Below are 18576 nucleotides of genomic sequence, written 5' to 3'. Positions count from 1 at the left end.
ATTCAATTATCAATACGCACAAATAAAAAAAGCCCGTAAGGGCTTTTTTTAACTACAGAGTTAATAACGCACATTATTAACACATGTATTGGATGCTTATAGCTTAGCGAAGGCGCGCTCTGCAGCTTCTATAGTCGCTTGTACTTCTTGCTCTGTGTGCGCAGCACACACAAAGCCTGCTTCAAATGCAGAAGGTGCTAGGTATACGCCTTCTTCAAGCATTAAGTGGAAAAAGCGTTTAAAGCGTTCTAAATCACATTCTGTAGCTTGTTTATAAGTGGTTACTTTTTCTGCTTCAGTGAAGAAAAAGCCATACATACCGCCAGCGTAGTTAGTGGTTAAAGGAATGCCTGCTTTTTTAGCGCCTGCTTCAAAACCTTCACAAATAGCTTTAGAAATAGCTTCTAACTTATCGTGCAAACCTGGTTCACTTAATAGCTCAAGCGATTTTAAACCCGCAGCCATTGCAATAGGGTTACCAGAAAGTGTACCGGCTTGGTAAACCGGACCTACTGGCGCAATGTAATCCATAATTTCGGTTTTGCCGCCAAAGGCACCAACAGGCATGCCGCCGCCAATGACTTTACCTAAACATGTTAAGTCAGGTTTTATGTTGTAATACGCCTGAGCGCCACCTAATGCAACACGAAAACCGGTCATTACTTCGTCAAAAATAAGCACCGATTTGTACTCATCACATACTGCACGCAAGCCTTCTAAAAAGCCTTCTACAGGAGGAATACAGTTCATGTTACCCGCTACTGGCTCAACGATAATACAGGCAATGTCGTCTGCGTATTTTTCAAATACCGCTTTTACTTCATCAAGGTTATTAAACGATACGGTAAGTGTGTGCTTTGCAAAATCCTCAGGGATACCAGGTGAATTTGGCACACCCATGGTTAATGCGCCAGAGCCAGCTTTTACTAATAATGAGTCGGCATGGCCGTGGTAACAACCTTCAAACTTAAGGATTTTATCACGCCCTGTATAGCCACGAGCTAAGCGAATGGCGCTCATTGTTGCTTCGGTACCCGAGCTTACCATGCGTACTTTTTCGATTGATGGGACAAGCGCTTTTACTTTTTCGGCCATTAAAATTTCAGCTTCAGTGGGCGCCCCATAACTTAAACCGTTTTCTACCGCTTCGTGAACAGCTTGCTTTATAGCTGGGTGGTTATGTCCCATGATCATCGGACCCCACGAACCTACGTAATCAATATAACGGTTGCCATCGGCATCAAAGGTAAATGCACCCTCGGCTTTGGTAATAAATAGTGGCGTGCCACCTACCCCGTTAAATGCACGTACAGGTGAATTTACGCCACCAGGAATTGAAGTTTGTGCACGATTAAATAAATCTTGGCTAATTGTCATGAAAAATCCTATTAGTTGTCGCTTGGTAAAAGTGTTTAGCTGTCGCGTTTGCGGCTAAACCAAGGTACGTCTACTTCATATTGCTCGACTTTGTTTTCTACGCCGAGGGTTAAAGCAAACAGTGCCATACGAATTAACACGCCATTTTGTACTTGGCGGAATATAGCTAAATTGTCGTTACTGTTTAAGTCGTTATCAAGCTCATTAGCTTCTAAACGGCTATCGCGTGGGAGCGGGTGCATAAGCACGGAGTTTGGCTTACAGTGCGCGTTATAAATTGATTGGCTAATTCTAAAGCCGCCACGGTATTTATTAGCTTCTTCTTGTGAAGGGAAGCGCTCTTCTTGAATACGTGTTTGGTACACAATATCGGCTGCTAAGTTCCCTTCCATTTTGTTTACTAATTGTATTTTATGGCCTGCATTTTCTACCGCATCTAAAATACTCGTTGGCATTTGTAGGCCATCGGGCGCTACCATCGAAAATTTTACGTTTTTGTAATGGCACAATAATTTAGATAATGAATGTACTGTGCGGCCATATTTTAAATCGCCAACTAAGGCGATATGCATGCCATCAATGTTTTGGTCAAACCGATTGAGTTCGCGCTCAATAGTAAGCAAGTCAAGTAGTGCTTGAGTAGGGTGCTCGTTTGGGCCATCGCCACCGTTAATTACCGGTACGGTACAACCGTCTGCAAATTCGCTTACCGAGCCTGCATCAGGGTGGCGCATAGCGACGGCATCAGCGTACGCTGAAATAACGCGCGCAGTGTCGTAAAGCGATTCGCCTTTAGCAAGAGCTGAGCTTTGCATGCCGGTTGTTTCGCGCACGCCACCGCCTAATAAATTAAAGGCAGTACCAAAGCTTACACGCGTACGCGTGCTTGGTTCAAAAAACAAATTAGCTAAAATAGCGCCTTCTAGCACTGTTGTTTGCTTTTGTTTTTTAGCATAAGGCTCCATTTTTTTCGCTACTGCAAAAATACGCTCAATGCAGTCTCTGTCGAGTTGATTTACCGACAGTATATGTTCACCTTGGAAACTTAACATGGGGTTATTCCTAATCAATCAAAGGGGCGCGATAATCCATTAAAATGGGGCACGCAATCGCGCGTGTTATAGCAAGTATTGTAAATTGCAGCGCAGTTTAACATGCGCTACACAGCTTATAAATTAGGTTTTATTACCGCAAGCGCAACAATAATTAGTAGCGCAATAACTGGGAGCTCATTAAAAATACGATAAAAGCGGTCCGTTTTGGTATTTCTATCGTGTTTAAAGTCGCTCAGTAATTTAAAGCAGTAGCCGTGATATAGATATAAAATAATGACCAGTACCAGTTTGTAGTGCAGCCACATGCTGTATCTAAACCACTCACGGCCATATTCTACAATAGTGAGTACACCAAAAACGGCCGTTAAAATAGCAAACGGGGTAACAAAAAAGAGTAGCCGGCGTTCCATCACTTTAAGCATTGAGTTACAGGCTTTTTCTTCGCTCATTGCGTGGTATACAAATAACCGAGGTAAATAAAAAATACCGGCAAACCAAGCAATCATAAAAAAAATGTGCAGTGTTTTATAAATTAGTAAAGCGCTCATAAGAATCCTAAAGTAGGCTGTTACGAATAGTTAAAATATTATTTATTTGATCCCAGCGTAATAGCCCCATTATTTGCTGATCATCTAGCAAGTTGTATACATACAGGGCGCCGCTGCGTTTATCTTTTAAAATATCAAAGGCATCGGCTAAGGTCGACTGGCTGCTAATGCCTTGTAAGCTAATGTAGTTTATATTTATGTTTTCGCCCGACATCAGGGTAAGGTCGTACTCTGCTAAGCGATAGCCGTTTTCTTCATCGTAAACTATTAAAGGGGTTTGGCTATCCATGGCGTCTAAGGTGTTTTTAATTTGCTCTTTATCGTCTGAATAAAGCAGTTTAAAGTCCTCATCCATATCATCCATTATGCCCACTTTTTGTAGCGCCTCCGTTGCGGGCGATACATGATAGGGTAGCCCCTGAAAATCGAGCTGTTGCAAAAATATAGACCGATTGCCAAATACTTGCAGCGCCGTTACATAGGCGGTTGTTATCACTAACATGGCCGGTACAATAATCTCTGGCGAGGACGTAAGCTCCATCACAGTAGTTAATGCTGCTAACGGCGCATGTAATGTAGCTGCGAGTAATCCTGCCATTCCTAATACCCCGTATGTGCCTGCAATGTCAGCACCTGGGCTTATAAATTGGGCAAAAAAGGCCATTAAAGTACCTGTTAATACACCTAGCCCAATAACGGGGCCTATTAAGCCACCCGGTATTCCTAGGCCAATGGCAAACAAGGTCGCTAGCAGTTTAGCTATTAAAATAGTGGTAAGTAGTTGCGCGTTTTCAGGCGATTCAACCGCAATAGTAATCGCGCTCATACCCGAACCCATTGCTTGGGGCACTGCATAGGCAATAATACTCGCAATACAACCTGCAATGAGTAAACGAGGAAACATGCTTAAAGGTTTAAATGTTTTTATGATCAGCATTAAATTTTGATTAAAGCTATAGGCAATTGCCCCTAGGGCCATGCCACATAAAATTAAATATGGGTAATGCCAACCACTCAATGGCGTAATGCTAATAAGTGCAAGCTCTGAGCCTTCACCAAACACAAATTGGGTTGCTAATGCACCAGTTAGTGCGGCAAGCATAATTGGTACAAAAATATGCACTTTGTACTCACGTAGCACCACTTCCATTACAAAAATAACCGCAGCCAGAGGGGTATTAAACGAGGCCGCAATACCCGCGGCGACACCACAGCCACTTAATGTACGCATGGCGTTATGCGGTAAATGAAGCTTATCGGCTAATATACTTGCGCCAGTGGCGCCCATATGAACAGATGGCCCTTCGCGGCCAACCGAAAAACCACTAATAAGTGCCAGTGCACCACCAACAAATTGATTTACAGTGTTGTAAAGGGGCATTTGCCCGTAGTGGCGTTTAATGCGATGAATAACAAAAGGAATGCCTAATCGGTAGTGCTTAAAGCCAGTAAATGCAGCAAATGTCGCAATCAGTAGGGCAGCAATTAACGGCATTAAAACCCGTTCAAGAGTGGGGATAGTCGTAAAATTATCGGGAGTGTCTAAAAATAAGCTTTGAAAAAACAGAATCGTTAAGCGAAATAAAATAATAAAAAATGCAGCAATTAAACCAGCACTTACGCCTAATAAGCATAATTGCACAGAGGTTTTTGGTTTTGCTAATCGACGCCTGAGTTGCTCAAGCCACATGCTGTATTCTCCGCCACATTTTTTCAGCGAGCAGTTTAACAAAAGTGTGCAGGTAAGTCCTTGTGATTTTGCAATTTTAAACACTTATATTAACAAATATTACAGCAATCACTGAAAACACATTTTGCTATCGTATCGGCTAAAGCAATAGTTAAAAGCCTAAGATACCTCAAGAGATGTTTGACTATACTTGATTAAAACACTCGGGTATTAGATAATCACGCCATTGCGATATTGAGGGTTTTAAAATGTCTGAAGAATTACCAATAAAGTTCAGCGATGCAGCTGCTGTTCGTGTTAAACAGTTAATCGACGAAGAAGAAAATCCAGATTTAAAACTGCGTGTTTACGTAACAGGTGGTGGTTGTTCTGGTTTTCAATATGGTTTTACTTTTGATGAAAAAGCAAATCCTGGCGATTTAGAAATAGTTAAAAATGGTGTAACCCTGGTTATTGACCCAATGAGTATTCAGTACTTAGTTGATGGCGAAGTGGATTACACTGAAGGGTTAGAAGGTGCACGCTTTTTTGTATCTAATCCTAATGCAACGACTACCTGTGGGTGTGGTGCAAGTTTTAGCGTTTAAGCAATTTACGCTTAGCTATTAAAGCCGCGTTAGCGGCTTTTTTAATGCCTAAAATTCAATTGGGCTGTAATGGGTAAACTGCATTATTAATACAAAAAAGCCTAATACAAAAGCAGAAAAGGCAAGTATGTATAAAAAGCCTTTTTTACCTTGTTTAATGGGTACTCCGTAGTGACGTAAAAACAAAAACCATAAAAAGCATAGTAAAATAGGCAACAAAAATAAGACTCTAAACATACTTCCTCTTTAGTCCCTTAGTTAGGGAAAAACGTTATTTATGGGAACTTTTTTACCCTTACTGTTGTTTAAACATCAATACAGCAAGGTTATTCGCACGTTAATTTGTAACAAAGTGCTTTTATCTTACAATTAATTTTTTAGGAAAAAACTTAATATTTTTGGTACGTTAACTTAAATATTCAGCATAAGTAAAGGTTAGTGGTTGGGTAAATTTATGCAAACTATGTAATTAATTATTTAACCGAACTGTTAATAGTATATAATGTATCCAAGAGTGAGACGGGCAAAATTTCACTCTTAATAAAAATAAACCTATATCCTATTTTTGCGGGTTAGCACTGAATAGATTGGTAGGTTGAATAAGTAGCAATACCTTTGCTTATTTAAGCAATAGCTTGCTATTGAATAATGTAGTGGGTATCTGCTTATATGCCTCCAATCATTGTGTGACTACTGCTTTGACGGGTATGTCATATCATCTAGTAGGAGATGTAAAATGATGGGCAAGACTGTTTCTTCTGAAGAAAACGAAAAGCTAACTAAATGGCTTAAAACAAAACGCCATGAAAAGGGTCATACAATGCGTAGCCTGGCACAAGTGCTAGGAACACCTCACTCATTTATCGGTAAGATTGAAAATCAAGAACGCCGCTTAGATGTTATTGAGTTTGTACGTTACTGTAATGCACTTGAAGTTGATCCGCATGAAGCGCTAGGCTTAATTAAAGCGGATTAATATTGTTTTGCTTAGGGTGTTATAAGGGGCACTTGAACGGCCTAAGCAAATCACGTTAATGCAGGGATGCATTACATATTTTTATGGTAATTTTGCTCTAACTGATAGAGCTTATGCCTAATCAAATATAAAAACACCAGCGAAGGTATTACCATTAATGCCGTTAACACAAAAAATAATGCCCAATTTCCCATTAGCCAATCATCAATAACCACACCACTGTAACTTGAAAGCAATGTACGCCCTAAATTCCCAAGCGAAGCCAGTAAAGCATAATGTGTTGCACTAAATGCCCGGTCACATAACATCGATATAAATGCCACCATAGCCACTAACGACCAAGCCTGAGTAAAGCCGTCAATTACAATAGCAAAAGCGTATAAGCCTAAATTAGGGCCAACCAGCGCAATAGCCGAAAATGCTAAATTAGACCCCGCCATAGCAACACCACTTATAAATAGCCCTTTTACAATGCCGTACTTTTGATTGAACAAGCTGCCCACAAAGGTAAAAGCAATGGTGAGTACTGCTGTACCTACTTTTGAAAAAGTGGCTATATCGCTGTTGCTAAAGCCTATTTCTTTATAAAAAACAATCGACATACGCCCTAAAAAAGCTTCGCCTATTTTAAATAAGAAAATAAATGCTAATAAGGCAAGGGCTGTTTTAACCCCATTTTTAGCAAAAAAGGTTTTAAAGGGATCAACCACTGTAACGCCAAGCCAAGCTATCACCTTAGTAAAGGGCGTTTGTTTAATACTGACTAGTTTTTCAAGGTATACGCGCTCGAGCTCTGCGTGAACAGCTTCTCGGTTTGATTTAGGCTCTTTGGCAAATAACACGCCGCTCATTAGTATCAACATAACAGCGGCTAAAAAGTAATACACTTGTGGCCAATCTAAAGAGGGGATATCGGCCATGTAAAAAGGAATAGCCCCTAGTAATGCATAACCTGTCCACCAACCTGATGTGGCCATAGCGGCAGCTGCAGTGGCTTTATGAGATTCGTTTTCGCTTAACGTGTCTATTCTAAAAGCATCAATTGCTATGTCTTGTGTGGCAGAGGCGACTGCGATGAGTAAACATAAGCCGGCGGCAATCGCTAAGTTTGCTTTTAAATCAAGCCCCGCTAAAAGCAGGGTGCCAATAAACATAAAGCTTTGGCAAAATAAAATCCAGCTGCGACGTTGCCCGAACCATTTGTACAATAACGGCAGTTTGGTTCTATCAATAAGCGGCGACCACATAAAATTAATGCTATATGCGCCAAATACAATACCAAATAAGCCAATCATACTGCGGCTTAGGCCTTCGTCTTTTAGCCAAGCCGACATCACAGAGCCAATCAGTACCCATGGAAAACCACTGCTCATACCAAATATAAAAATATTGATTAAACGTTTATCTTTAAAATACGAGAAATATTCGCTTACTGAGAGGGTTTTGCTCATAGGGCCTTCATTGGCGTTGGGTGCAACTTAGTTGCACCTCAGTGATTTATAATGGGGTTTGCTCAAGTACTTTAATATTTAAAATAACAACGGGCGTTTTTGGTACAAAGTCGTAGCCAATTTTTTCATTAAAGCCGGTTTCTACAGCCATAATTTTATCTAGTGTGTCGTAACCATCCATTACATTGCCAAACACGGCAAAGCCCCAATCTCTACCTGGGTTTAAATGATCGTTATCATCCATATTAAAAAAGAACTGGCGAGTTCCTGAATGCGGTTCACGGTCTTGATACGCCATAGCGATGCTGTACATATCATTTTTTAAACCGTTGCCACTTTCGTTAAATATAGGGTCGTTTTCGTGTAAGCCATCAAGGTCTTTATCGTAGCCACCGCCTTGTATTACAAAGTCACGGTCGTTTTCAACATCACGTTCTACACGGTGGAATATACTGCCTTGGTAACTTTTATCCATTACGTAGGTTAAAAAGTTATTTACCGTAATAGGGGCTTTTGAGCGGTCTAGCTCAACCACAATGCTACCCAATGACGTGACTATTTCTACACGCGGGAAAATATTGTCTTTTTGGACAAAACGGCCTTCTTGCGCGGCAAAGGTGCTTACACTAAATAGTAGGCTTAAGCAGATTAAAAATCGTTTCATTGTTAACCTTCTAAAAATTCAATTAATTCTGGGTCCGATACAATGCGGGTTATAATTTGTTCCGTCAACTTATTGAGTTGACCTTCAATTTTGGCGCGATCGTGGCTCAGCGGCCCTTCTAAATTAGCACTGCCACGATACACTTTACTAAAATTGCTGGTAGAGCGAATGACCCGTACGCCTAGCTCAATGTGCGCTTCGCTGGTATGGCTCATGAGCTTTTCAGTCACCTGTGCTTGTAAGGCATGAATGTCTAGTTCAAAGCGGGTTGTTGCTAGGTTAGAAATGCTTGCCCCGTTACGGTTTAGCGCGCTATCTAATACGCTTTTAACAGAGGTTACAATATCTTGGCTGGCAAAGGTTTTGGTTTTGTCCGACTCAACAAGCTTAAGGGTGGCGCTATCACCACGTAAATCAATAACGCTGGTACTTAAACTGGCTGAAATAACGCTAATTTGGCCACTTTTATAAACCGGGTTTAATATCACTTGGTTTGGCTGGTTACTGCATGCGCTAAACACCAGCATGGAGCAACAGGCTAAAATAAATTTAGTTAATTTCATTTTATAGCATCCCACTATTTTTAGTTGCGCTGAGCACTACAAACTTTTTGTTTGAACCTAATAGCTTACAGTTACCAAACATACGATTTAATTTATCGTGATAATCTAAATGACGATTACCAATAATACGCAGCTCGCCACCTTCTTTTAATGTATCTTTTGCTTGTTTAAACATTTGCCACGCAATGTGGTCGGTAACAGCTTGGGCTTGGTGAAATGGAGGGTTACACAACACCATATCCACACTGTCTCTTGCAAAGCCGGTTAAACAATCGTTTTCTATAAATTGGCAATCATCAAATTTATTTGCTTGGTTAAGTTCTACATTTAAACGTGCAGATTCGACCGCCATGTACGACTCATCAACAAAGGTTACCGACGCGTTTGGACAGCGTGATAACGTCATTAAGCCCACTACGCCATTACCACAACCTAAGTCGATAATACTTTTTGCTTTTGAGGTTTGCGGCAAGTAATTAAAAAAGAACCGTGCACCTATATCTAACGAATCGCGCGAAAACACATTGGCATGGTTCGTTATATTAAAATCAGTGCCTTCCAGCTGCCAACTTACCGGGAAGTTAGCTTCTTTATAGCCGCCTTTAGCTGTACTTAATATTAAACGCGACTTTTTAACGGCCAAGCTTGTTTTGGTCTCGCCAATAAATTGCTCAAACGCTTTTATAGTTGAGTTATGAATTTCCTTTGTTTTACCCGCGGCAATAACCGGTGTGCCAGGGGCAAGTACTTCACTCAACTCGCTTAATTGAAACTGTAAAAACCCGACGTTACGCGGTATTTTTATAAGTACTAAATCAACCTCTTCAGGCAGCGCAGATAAGCTATCTAACTGTGTAAATTGGGCTGTTGATAGTTTATTTTCTTTTAAATTATAGGCTGCAGCTTGGTGGCTAATATAAGAATCGTTAACTGAACAAACCGTTAATTCACTAAAATAACAGGCAAGAGCACCAAATGCGTCGTTTAAAATTAGTAATGAGCGACAATCAGGGTGATGTTCGTTAACATAATTGATAAGGTACTCGTCGGCCGAATCCCACGCTTGTAAACTGCGGTTTTTTTGATCCAAAGGGAAACGTTCAAGAGTAAATGTTTTATCGCCTAGCTGGGCTTGCGTCGTCATAATGGTTTGTTGATCAGTAATCTAATGTAGGTAAATTCTAACATGCAACGGCAAAACGCCAACCCCCAACAGTTACCAAACGGCTTTTCTTATCAAAGTAAGGCGCTTAGTGCGCAAAAAAGCCTCGATTTATTTTATTATTTACAAAAAAATCTTAATTGGCAGCAGCCTAATGTCACTGTGTATGGCAGAACAGGGCCCATTCCACGTTTGCAATGTTTTATGAGCGACTTAAATATTGAATATGGTTACTCACACAGTAAACAAATAGTAGAGCCGTGGGATGAGGTGCTTTTAGCAATGCGAAAACGTTTAGAGCGACATTTAAATAAGCCGCTTAATTCGTTATTAGTTAATTATTACCGTGATGGTAACGACACCATGGGCTGGCACAGTGATGATGAAATAGAACTAGGCCCTGAACCTACCATTGTATGTATATCACTTGGTGCTGAGCGCGTACTCAAATTAAAACAAAAAGCCACAAATAAAGTCACCGACTTAAAATTACAAAGCGGTAGTTGCTTAGTGATGAGTGGGCATAGTCAGCGCGACTACCAGCACGCAATCCCAAAACAAACTACGCTTGCTCACCCACGGATCAGCTTAACGTACCGCTTTATTGAGCACATTAAACAAAAGCAATTTAGTTAGTTAAATTAACTTGTTATAGTAGCTGCATAAATCAGTGACTAAATATGGTGTTTTAATGTCAATGCAACAACAAATTCAAGACAAGCTTAGTAGCGCAATTGCCTGTAAGCATTTAAACGTAATTAACGAAAGCCATATGCACAGCGCCGGTACTGAGTCGCATTTTAAAGTAATTGTGGTAAGTGAAGAGTTTGCGGGTAAGCGATTACTACAGCGCCACCGCCAAATTAACGAAGTACTAAAAGATGAGCTAGCAAATCACATTCATGCCTTAGCGATTCATACGTACACGCCAGATGAATTTTCAGAGCAAGGTGGCGAAGCACCTGACTCTCCAAACTGTATGGGCGGCTCAAAGCTAAATTAACCATAATGTAGGTTAGCCAATATAAATAGGGGTATTTGATCAGGTTTAACTGATCAGATCAGTGTTTTTAGTATTAGCCTTTAAACTAGCGCTAATTTTTATTGTAAAAGATATAGGATGATCAATGGTCATTAAGCCTAAAATTCGTGGATTTATTTGTACTAACGCACACCCTGTAGGATGTGCAGAGCATGTTCAAGAGCAAATTAACTATGTAAAACAACAAGGCGAATTAAAAGATGCGCCTAAAAATGTACTCGTAATCGGTGCATCTACTGGCTACGGCTTAGCGTCTCGTATTACGGCGGCATTTGGCGGTGGGGCTAAAACACTGGGTATTTTCTTTGAAAAAGAAGGTACAGAGCGTAAAACAGGTTCTGCTGGTTGGTACAATACAGCAGCATTTCAAGACGCTGCAGATGAAGCTGGGCTTTGGTCAAAAAATATTAATGGCGATGCGTTTTCTAACGAAATTAAGCAAAAAGCAATCGAGACAATCAAAGCTGATTTAGGCAAAGTAGACTGTATTATTTACAGCTTAGCATCGCCTCGTCGTACTGATCCAAATACAGGTGAGGTGTATTCATCTACACTTAAACCTATTGGCAGTGCTGTAACTACAAAAAATTTAAATACGTCAAAGCGCGAAATTGACGAAGTAACAGTAGAAGCCGCAAGCCAAGATGACATCGACAACACCATTAAAGTGATGGGCGGTGAAGATTGGGAAATGTGGATTGATGCATTAAAAGAAGCAGACGTACTAGCCGATAACTTTAAAACCACGGCTTATACTTATATAGGTAAAGAGTTAACGTGGCCAATCTACGGGCACGCAACAATAGGTAAAGCAAAAGAAGATTTAGACCGAGCAACTGCTGCAATTAAAGAATCGACAAAAGATTTAAATGGTCAAGCCTATGTGTCGTCTTTAAATGCTGTTGTTACTCAGGCAAGTTCTGCTATTCCAATTATGCCGCTATATATCTCTGCTTTATTTAAAGTAATGAAAGCCGATGGCACTTATGAAGGCACTATTGAGCAAATTCATGCTTTATTTAGCGAAAACCTATACGGTGAAAACCCACGCTTTGACGAGGGCGGCCACTTATTCCAAAACTACAAAGAGCTAGAGGACGATGTACAAGCACGTGTGCAAGCTGTTTGGGATAAAGTAGACACGAGCTCAATTGATGAGCTAACCGATTATGTAGGCTACCATAACGAATTTTTACGTTTATTTGGTTTTGGCATTGACGCTGTTGACTATGAGCAAGATGTAGATGCAGTGAAGCCAATTGCAAACATGATTGACTAATCATACTTTGTAATTATAAAAAGTCGCTTATTGCGGCTTTTTTGCTTTTAGTGTTTTAGATATTTTGTGGCAGTTAGGTGCTTAGGCTACCACTTTGGTCTACCTTGATTTTTATTTAAAACACTTAACAAAACTAAATAAGCGTTTCTGTCGTATAATTTTCATAAATACACTCGCATAGTCGTACATAATGATGTTAAAATCGAAGCAATATGTGAGGAGTTTTACTGCGTTGCTTGTTTGATATTCCTAGCAAGTTGTTCTTTTGTACCTTGATATATCTTGGATAACTCAAGTGGCGACGTGGTTGATACGATTTTTCAGTTTCTTTCCGTTAATTAATGCAAGTGCGTATGATCAACATAAAAAAAGGTCTGGATTTACCCATAGAGGGCGCGCCTCAGCAAGTTATTCATGATGGTTCTGCCATCAAACGTGTAGCTGTGCTAGGTGAAGAGTTTATCGGTATGCGTCCAACCATGCATGTTCGTGTGGATGACCAAGTCAAAAAAGGCCAGGTACTTTTTGAAGACAAAAAGAACCCAGGCGTCCTATTTACTGCACCAGCTTCTGGTACAGTAAAAGAAATTAATCGTGGTGCTAAACGTGTGCTGCAATCTGTTGTTATTGAAGTAAACGGCAGTGAGCAAATCACCTTTGACTCTTTCAATGCAGATGAGCTTGCAAGCTTATCGCGTGAAAAAGCCAAAGAAGTACTTGTTCAGTCAGGTCAATGGACAGCACTTCGTGCTCGCCCATTTAGCAAAATAGCTGCGTTGGATGCAAATCCTAGCTCTATATTTGTAACCGCTATCGACACAAACCCTCTTGCTGCAGATCCTGCAGTAATTATTGCCGAAAATGCAGCTGCATTTGAAGCGGGTCTTGCTGTTGTTTCGCGTTTGACCGATGGCAAAGTATTTGTATGTAAGCAAGCTGGCAGTCAAGTTCCTAGCTCGTCTATCGCTCAAGTAGAAGTACATGAGTTCGGTGGCGTGCATCCAGCAGGCTTAGTTGGTACTCATATTCATCACCTTGATGCAGTATCTGTTAATAAACAAGTTTGGCATATTGGTTACCAAGACGTTATCGCGTATGGTCACTTATTCCTTACTGGTGAAATCAACACAGACCGTGTTATTTCGCTTGCAGGTCCTCGCGTTAAAAACCCTCGTTTAGTGAAAACACAACTAGGTGCTTCATTAGATGATTTAGTGGCAGGCGAATTAGAAGACGGTGATAACCGTGTTATTTCTGGTTCTGTTTTATCTGGCGCTATTTCTTCAGGTCCTCATGCATTCTTAGGTCGCTACCACGTTCAAGTATCTGTTTTACTTGAAGGTCGCGAAAAAGAGCTGTTTGGTTGGATTGCACCAGGTAGTGATAAATTCTCTGTAACGCGTACATTCCTTTCTCACCTTGCACCGAGTCGTTTATTTAAAATGACAACGTCTACAGGTGGTTCAAAACGTGCCATGGTACCAATTGGTAGCTACGAGCGCGTAATGCCGTTAGATATTTTGCCAACTCTATTATTACGTGACTTAATTTCACGTGACTTAGACAGTGCAATTTCATTAGGCGCGCTTGAACTTGATGAAGAAGATTTAGCGTTATGTACCTTCGTTTGTCCGGGCAAATACGAGTATGGTTCTATCCTACGCGATTGCTTAACAACGATCGAGAAGGAAGGCTAAGAGATGGGTTTAAAGAAATTTTTAGAAGACATTGAGCCGCATTTTGAACCAGGTGGTAAACACGAAAAATGGTACGCCCTGTATGAAGCAGCCGCGACTATTTTTTACACGCCAGGTTATGTAAATAAAGGCGCAACTCACGTTCGCGATAATATCGACCTAAAACGCATGATGATTTTAGTGTGGATGGCGACGTTCCCAGCTATGTTTTTTGGTATGTTCAACATCGGTCATCAGGCCGCAGGTGCTTTAGCACAAGGTTTTGAACTAGCAAACTCTTGGCAGGTTGGCTTGTTCCAGTTAGTTGGTGGTGAATTAACCGCTGAGTCGGGCTGGGGCGCTAAAATGTTCTACGGGGCATGTTTCTTCTTACCAATATACGCCGTTACTTTTGCAGTAGGTGGTTTTTGGGAAGTACTATTTGCTTCTGTGCGTAAGCATGAAGTTAACGAAGGTTTCTTCGTAACCTCTGTATTATTTGCACTTATTTTGCCTGCGACTATTCCTTTATGGCAAGTGGCGCTAGGTATTACGTTTGGTGTTGTTATTGCTAAAGAAATCTTTGGTGGTACAGGCCGTAACTTCTTAAACCCTGCATTAGCGGGCCGTGCGTTCTTATTCTTCGCATACCCTGCACAAATTTCAGGTGACACAGTATGGACTGCAGTAGACTCGTTCTCTGGTGCAACTATGCTAGGTCAAGCGTTTGTAGGCACTCTTGATTACAGCAACATGGAGCTATGGTGGAATGCGTTTTACGGTTTCATTCAAGGTTCTGTAGGTGAGACATCTACGCTTGCTGTGCTTATTGGTGGCTTATTCTTAATTTACGTTCGCATCGCTTCTTGGCGCATTGTACTAGGTGTATTCCTAGGTATGGTGGCAACTGCATTCTTATTAAATGCGGTTGGCTCTGAGAGCAATCCTGTATTTGCAATGCCTTGGCATTGGCATTTAGTACTGGGTGGTTTTGCGTTTGGTATGTTCTTTATGGCTACTGATCCTGTATCAGCTGCATTTACCGATAAAGGTAAGTTCGCATACGGCGCGCTTATTGGCTTTATGGTAGTTATGATCCGTGTAGTAAACCCTGCTTTCCCAGAAGGTATGATGCTAGCAATCTTATTTGCTAACTTATTTGCTCCACTGTTCGATCACTTTGTAGTGCAAGCTAATATCAAGCGGAGGTTGGCACGTAATGTCTAGTAATAACGAATCAATCGGCAAAACGTTAACGGTTGTTGTAGCACTATGTTTAGTGTGTGCAATTATTGTATCGTTTGCTTCTGTACAGCTTCGTCCTTTACAGCAAGCTAATAAAACTCAAGATATTCAACGTAATATCTTAGCAGCAGCTGATATTGAAATCGCAAACTCTGTATCTGACACATTCGATGGCAAAATCGAAGCACGTGTTGTTGATATGGACACTGGCGAATTTGTTGAAGATGCTGATCCAAACTCATTTGATTTCGAAAAATCGAAATTCGACCAACAAAGAAGTTTTGCACTTAAAGCAGAAGGGATTAAGGACATCGCTGGTATTCAGCGTATGACTAAAAACTCACCTGTTTACATCTCTAAAAAAGAAGATGGTTCTACAGATGCAATCATTTTACCTATCCAAGGTTACGGCCTTTGGGGTGTAATGTATGGTTTCTTAGCGCTTGAAAGCGATGGCGAAACAGTTAAAAACATCAACTTTTACAAGCATAGCGAAACACCAGGCCTGGGTGGCGAAATTCAAAACCCACAATGGACAGCTAAATGGCAAGGTAAAGAGTTACCTATTAACATTATGAAAAGCGGTGCTAGCAACGAACATCAAATTGATGGTTTATCAGGTGCTACACTAACTTCTAATGGTGTTGATCACACAGTTGACTTTTGGACTGGTGAAAACGGCTTTGGTCCTTTCCTTGCGAAGGTACGTGAAGGAGCGTTGAAATAATGGCTGATACTAAAGAAATGAAGTCGGTCCTATTTGGTCCGGTTTTAGCTAACAACCCAATCGCATTACAAGTACTTGGTATTTGTTCTGCTCTGGCGGTAACGTCTAGCTTAAAAAATGCCTTAATCATGTCAATTGCTTTGACATTAGTAACGGCGTTTTCTAGCTTGTTCATTTCAAGCATTCGTAACCACATACCTTCATCAGTACGTATTATCGTACAGATGACGATCATTGCTTCACTAGTAATTGTTGTAGACCAAGTATTACAAGCATTCTCTTACGCTACGGCGAAAGAGCTTTCTGTATTCGTTGGCCTAATCATTACTAACTGTATTGTAATGGGTCGTGCTGAAGCGTACGCAATGAAGTCGCCACCACTTATGTCATTTTTAGATGGCATCGGTAATGGCTTAGGCTACTCAGTGGTATTACTTACTGTTGGTTTCATTCGTGAGCTATTTGGTAAGGGAACACTATTCGGTGTTGATATTATCCCATTAGTACAAGATGGTGGTTGGTATCAACCTATGGGTCTATTGATTTTACCACCGAGTGCATTCTTCATCATTGGTTTATTCATATGGGTACTTCGTACTTATAAGAAAGACCAAGTAGAAGCTAAAGCGTAAGGGGCAAGCAGTGGAACATTATATTAGTTTATTTGTAAAAGCGGTTTTTATTGAAAACTTAGCTTTAGCTTTCTTCCTAGGTATGTGTACTTTCTTAGCAGTATCTAAAAAAGTAACTACATCAATTGGCCTAGGTGTAGCCGTTATTGTGGTACTGGGTATTTCTGTACCAGTAAATAACTTGGTTTACCATGCCGTACTTGCACCGGGTGCATTAGAGTGGCTTGGTTACCCTGAAGCAGACCTTAGTTTTTTACGTTTCTTAACGTTCATTGGTGTTATTGCAGCACTAGTGCAAATTTTAGAAATGGCATTAGATAAGTTTTTCCCTGCACTTTACAACGCATTAGGTATCTTCTTACCACTAATCACAGTTAACTGTGCGATTTTTGGTGCGGTATCATTCATGGTTGAGCGTAACTATAACTTCGGCGAGTCTGTTGTTTATGGTGTTGGCGCTGGTGTTGGTTGGGCACTTGCAATTACATTACTTGCAGGTATCCGTGAGAAAATGAAATATTCAGACGTGCCAGACGGCCTACGTGGTTTAGGTATTACCTTCATCACTGTTGGTTTAATGGGTCTTGGCTTTATGTCATTCTCTGGTATTTCACTGTAAAGGTAGCGAGGATAAATCATGAGTTATGAGATTTTCTTAGGCGTTGGTGTTTTCATCGCTATCGTTGTACTACTAGTTTTAGTTATCATTGGTGCTAAATCTAAGTTAGTTGCAAGCGGTGACATCATCATCGGTATTAATGGCGATCCAGACAAAGCCATTAAAACATCAGCAGGTAGCAAGCTTTTAGGCGCGCTATCTGAATCAGGTATTTTCGTATCATCTGCATGTGGTGGCGGTGGCTCTTGTGGTCAGTGTCGTGTACACATTAAAGAAGGTGGTGGTGATATTTTACCTACAGAACTTGATCACATTTCTAAAGGTGAAGCCCGTGAAGGCTGTCGTTTAGCGTGTCAGGTAAATGTTAAAAACGACATGGAAATTGAACTTGAAGAGTCAATTTTCGGTGTTAAAAAATGGGATTGTGAAGTTATCTCTAACGATAACAAAGCAACGTTCATTAAAGAGCTTAAGCTACAAATTCCAGATGGCGAATCAGTGCCTTTCCGTGCGGGTGGTTACATCCAAATCGAAGCGCCTGCTCACCATGTTAAATACGCAGATTTCGATATTCCTGAAGAGTATCGTGGCGACTGGAATCACTTTGGTTTCTTCGACCTGGAGTCAAAAGTAGACGACGAAACAATTCGTGCATACTCAATGGCTAACTACCCAGAAGAAGAAGGCATTATCATGCTTAACGTGCGTATTGCTACGCCGCCGCCAAGAAACCTAAGCCTACCATGTGGTAAAATGTCATCGTACATTTGGTCACTTAAAGCAGGCGACAAGGTAACTATTTCAGGTCCATTTGGTGAGTTCTTCGCTAAAGACACCGACGCTGAAATGGTATTCGTAGGTGGTGGTGCAGGTATGGCACCAATGCGTTCACATATCTTTGACCAACTTAAGCGTTTAAACTCTAAGCGTAAGATTAGTTTCTGGTATGGTGCGCGTTCTGAGCGTGAAATGTTCTATGTTGAAGATTTCGACGGCTTAGCAGCTGAAAACGATAACTTTGTATGGCATACCGCATTGTCTGATCCACAACCAGAAGATAACTGGGAAGGTTACACAGGCTTTATCCATAACGTACTTTATGAAAACTACTTGAAAGATCATGAAGCGCCAGAAGATTGTGAGTTCTACATGTGTGGTCCTCCAATGATGAACGCGGCTGTTATCGGCATGCTTAAAGACCTAGGTGTAGAAGACGAAAACATCTTACTAGATGACTTCGGTGGCTAACACCCATATCAAAACAGCTTAGTTTTGGTTAAAAT

At 40.8% G+C, this 18576-nt stretch carries 20 protein-coding genes; 11 read left to right on the top strand and 9 right to left on the bottom strand.

Annotation, left to right across the window (positions count from 1 at the left end):
* Window positions 1–96: 96 nt before the first annotated feature.
* From hemL to PSH50_RS04465, 4 genes are all read right to left on the bottom strand, one after another.
* Window positions 97–1377 (bottom strand): glutamate-1-semialdehyde 2,1-aminomutase, encoded by a 1281-nt coding sequence (hemL, locus tag PSH50_RS04480; protein WP_004587157.1) that lies wholly within the window; start codon window positions 1375–1377, stop codon window positions 97–99.
* A 35-nt stretch (window positions 1378–1412) separates the two neighbouring features.
* Window positions 1413–2429 carry an aspartate carbamoyltransferase gene (locus PSH50_RS04475; RefSeq protein ID WP_004587156.1) on the bottom strand — a complete coding sequence of 339 codons (1017 nt, stop codon included), beginning with the start codon at window positions 2427–2429 and terminating at the stop codon, window positions 1413–1415.
* A 116-nt stretch (window positions 2430–2545) separates the two neighbouring features.
* Window positions 2546–2980 (bottom strand): CopD family protein, encoded by a 435-nt coding sequence (locus PSH50_RS04470; RefSeq protein ID WP_024034304.1) that lies wholly within the window; start codon window positions 2978–2980, stop codon window positions 2546–2548.
* 7 nt (window positions 2981–2987) lie between these two features.
* The gene (locus PSH50_RS04465) at window positions 2988–4670 is read right to left on the bottom strand and encodes a chloride channel protein (protein ID WP_055252948.1); all 1683 of its coding nucleotides are present in this window, start codon (window positions 4668–4670) and stop codon (window positions 2988–2990) included.
* Between the two features lie 248 nt (window positions 4671–4918).
* Between PSH50_RS04465 and erpA the strand changes: the two genes are divergently transcribed.
* A complete protein-coding gene (gene erpA / locus PSH50_RS04460) occupies window positions 4919–5257 on the top strand; it encodes an iron-sulfur cluster insertion protein ErpA (RefSeq protein ID WP_002958911.1) in 339 nt (112 codons plus the stop codon).
* Window positions 5258–5305: 48 nt separating this feature from the next.
* On the opposite strand, the gene PSH50_RS04455 is transcribed toward erpA, so the two are convergent.
* Entirely contained in the window at window positions 5306–5494 is a 189-nt protein-coding gene (locus PSH50_RS04455; RefSeq protein ID WP_004587152.1) for a hypothetical protein, read from the bottom strand.
* Between the two features lie 499 nt (window positions 5495–5993).
* Between PSH50_RS04455 and PSH50_RS04450 the strand changes: the two genes are divergently transcribed.
* Window positions 5994–6233, top strand: a complete 240-nt coding sequence (locus PSH50_RS04450; RefSeq protein WP_004587151.1) for a helix-turn-helix domain-containing protein — start codon at window positions 5994–5996, stop codon at window positions 6231–6233.
* Window positions 6234–6304: 71 nt separating this feature from the next.
* On the opposite strand, the gene PSH50_RS04445 is transcribed toward PSH50_RS04450, so the two are convergent.
* The 4 genes from PSH50_RS04445 to PSH50_RS04430 are packed head-to-tail and all read right to left on the bottom strand — an operon-like array spanning window position 6305 to window position 10055.
* The gene (locus PSH50_RS04445; RefSeq protein WP_273586216.1) at window positions 6305–7684 is read right to left on the bottom strand and encodes an MFS transporter; all 1380 of its coding nucleotides are present in this window, start codon (window positions 7682–7684) and stop codon (window positions 6305–6307) included.
* 46 nt (window positions 7685–7730) lie between these two features.
* Window positions 7731–8348: a peptidylprolyl isomerase gene (locus PSH50_RS04440; RefSeq protein WP_004587149.1), complete on the bottom strand. Its 618-nt coding sequence runs from the start codon at window positions 8346–8348 to the stop codon at window positions 7731–7733.
* A gap of 2 nt (window positions 8349–8350) precedes the next feature.
* Complete coding sequence (locus tag PSH50_RS04435; RefSeq protein ID WP_096042114.1) at window positions 8351–8911, bottom strand: YajG family lipoprotein; 561 nt, start codon at window positions 8909–8911, stop codon at window positions 8351–8353.
* A 1-nt stretch (window position 8912) separates the two neighbouring features.
* Window positions 8913–10055 carry a methyltransferase gene (locus PSH50_RS04430; protein ID WP_024034301.1) on the bottom strand — a complete coding sequence of 381 codons (1143 nt, stop codon included), beginning with the start codon at window positions 10053–10055 and terminating at the stop codon, window positions 8913–8915.
* Window positions 10056–10097: 42 nt separating this feature from the next.
* On the opposite strand from PSH50_RS04430, the gene PSH50_RS04425 reads away from it, so the two are divergent.
* The 9 genes from PSH50_RS04425 to nqrF all read left to right on the top strand — a co-directional run bounded on the left by PSH50_RS04425 (window position 10098) and on the right by nqrF (window position 18541).
* Entirely contained in the window at window positions 10098–10709 is a 612-nt protein-coding gene (locus tag PSH50_RS04425) for an alpha-ketoglutarate-dependent dioxygenase AlkB (protein WP_004587146.1), read from the top strand.
* Window positions 10710–10764: 55 nt separating this feature from the next.
* On the top strand, window positions 10765–11076 hold the full coding sequence (locus PSH50_RS04420) for a BolA family transcriptional regulator (protein WP_004587145.1): 312 nt from the start codon (window positions 10765–10767) through the stop codon (window positions 11074–11076).
* A 124-nt stretch (window positions 11077–11200) separates the two neighbouring features.
* Window positions 11201–12394 (top strand): enoyl-ACP reductase FabV, encoded by a 1194-nt coding sequence (fabV, locus tag PSH50_RS04415; protein ID WP_024034299.1) that lies wholly within the window; start codon window positions 11201–11203, stop codon window positions 12392–12394.
* Between the two features lie 353 nt (window positions 12395–12747).
* Complete coding sequence (locus PSH50_RS04410; protein ID WP_004587143.1) at window positions 12748–14091, top strand: Na(+)-translocating NADH-quinone reductase subunit A; 1344 nt, start codon at window positions 12748–12750, stop codon at window positions 14089–14091.
* 3 nt (window positions 14092–14094) lie between these two features.
* Complete coding sequence (locus PSH50_RS04405) at window positions 14095–15297, top strand: NADH:ubiquinone reductase (Na(+)-transporting) subunit B (RefSeq protein ID WP_248442969.1); 1203 nt, start codon at window positions 14095–14097, stop codon at window positions 15295–15297.
* Window positions 15290–16042 carry a Na(+)-translocating NADH-quinone reductase subunit C gene (locus PSH50_RS04400; RefSeq protein ID WP_004587141.1) on the top strand — a complete coding sequence of 251 codons (753 nt, stop codon included), beginning with the start codon at window positions 15290–15292 and terminating at the stop codon, window positions 16040–16042. Before PSH50_RS04405 ends, PSH50_RS04400 begins: the two co-directional genes overlap by 8 nt.
* A complete protein-coding gene (locus tag PSH50_RS04395) occupies window positions 16042–16674 on the top strand; it encodes an NADH:ubiquinone reductase (Na(+)-transporting) subunit D (protein WP_004587140.1) in 633 nt (210 codons plus the stop codon). The genes PSH50_RS04400 and PSH50_RS04395 overlap by 1 nt, the downstream gene beginning before the upstream one ends.
* A gap of 10 nt (window positions 16675–16684) precedes the next feature.
* Complete coding sequence (gene nqrE / locus PSH50_RS04390; RefSeq protein WP_004587139.1) at window positions 16685–17293, top strand: NADH:ubiquinone reductase (Na(+)-transporting) subunit E; 609 nt, start codon at window positions 16685–16687, stop codon at window positions 17291–17293.
* An 18-nt stretch (window positions 17294–17311) separates the two neighbouring features.
* A complete protein-coding gene (nqrF, locus tag PSH50_RS04385) occupies window positions 17312–18541 on the top strand; it encodes an NADH:ubiquinone reductase (Na(+)-transporting) subunit F (protein WP_004587138.1) in 1230 nt (409 codons plus the stop codon).
* Window positions 18542–18576 lie beyond the last annotated feature (35 nt).

Source organism: Pseudoalteromonas sp. Angola-7, from assembly GCF_028599255.1.
In the GTDB taxonomy this organism is placed as follows: Bacteria; Pseudomonadota; Gammaproteobacteria; order Enterobacterales; family Alteromonadaceae; genus Pseudoalteromonas; species Pseudoalteromonas atlantica.
Note: the sequence above shows the minus strand (reverse complement) of the source record. Positions and strands in the feature narration are given on the sequence as shown.

Coding starts and splice junctions, on each gene's coding strand:
- hemL (WP_004587157.1), bottom strand. CDS start 1,377: ATGACAATTAGCCAAGATTTATTTAATCGTGCACAAACTTCAATTCCT.
- PSH50_RS04475 (WP_004587156.1), bottom strand. CDS start 2,429: ATGTTAAGTTTCCAAGGTGAACATATACTGTCGGTAAATCAACTCGAC.
- PSH50_RS04470 (WP_024034304.1), bottom strand. CDS start 2,980: ATGAGCGCTTTACTAATTTATAAAACACTGCACATTTTTTTTATGATT.
- PSH50_RS04465 (WP_055252948.1), bottom strand. CDS start 4,670: ATGTGGCTTGAGCAACTCAGGCGTCGATTAGCAAAACCAAAAACCTCT.
- erpA (WP_002958911.1), top strand. CDS start 4,919: ATGTCTGAAGAATTACCAATAAAGTTCAGCGATGCAGCTGCTGTTCGT.
- PSH50_RS04455 (WP_004587152.1), bottom strand. CDS start 5,494: ATGTTTAGAGTCTTATTTTTGTTGCCTATTTTACTATGCTTTTTATGG.
- PSH50_RS04450 (WP_004587151.1), top strand. CDS start 5,994: ATGATGGGCAAGACTGTTTCTTCTGAAGAAAACGAAAAGCTAACTAAA.
- PSH50_RS04445 (WP_273586216.1), bottom strand. CDS start 7,684: ATGAGCAAAACCCTCTCAGTAAGCGAATATTTCTCGTATTTTAAAGAT.
- PSH50_RS04440 (WP_004587149.1), bottom strand. CDS start 8,348: ATGAAACGATTTTTAATCTGCTTAAGCCTACTATTTAGTGTAAGCACC.
- PSH50_RS04435 (WP_096042114.1), bottom strand. CDS start 8,911: ATGAAATTAACTAAATTTATTTTAGCCTGTTGCTCCATGCTGGTGTTT.
- PSH50_RS04430 (WP_024034301.1), bottom strand. CDS start 10,055: ATGACGACGCAAGCCCAGCTAGGCGATAAAACATTTACTCTTGAACGT.
- PSH50_RS04425 (WP_004587146.1), top strand. CDS start 10,098: ATGCAACGGCAAAACGCCAACCCCCAACAGTTACCAAACGGCTTTTCT.
- PSH50_RS04420 (WP_004587145.1), top strand. CDS start 10,765: ATGTCAATGCAACAACAAATTCAAGACAAGCTTAGTAGCGCAATTGCC.
- fabV (WP_024034299.1), top strand. CDS start 11,201: ATGGTCATTAAGCCTAAAATTCGTGGATTTATTTGTACTAACGCACAC.
- PSH50_RS04410 (WP_004587143.1), top strand. CDS start 12,748: ATGATCAACATAAAAAAAGGTCTGGATTTACCCATAGAGGGCGCGCCT.
- PSH50_RS04405 (WP_248442969.1), top strand. CDS start 14,095: ATGGGTTTAAAGAAATTTTTAGAAGACATTGAGCCGCATTTTGAACCA.
- PSH50_RS04400 (WP_004587141.1), top strand. CDS start 15,290: ATGTCTAGTAATAACGAATCAATCGGCAAAACGTTAACGGTTGTTGTA.
- PSH50_RS04395 (WP_004587140.1), top strand. CDS start 16,042: ATGGCTGATACTAAAGAAATGAAGTCGGTCCTATTTGGTCCGGTTTTA.
- nqrF (WP_004587138.1), top strand. CDS start 17,312: ATGAGTTATGAGATTTTCTTAGGCGTTGGTGTTTTCATCGCTATCGTT.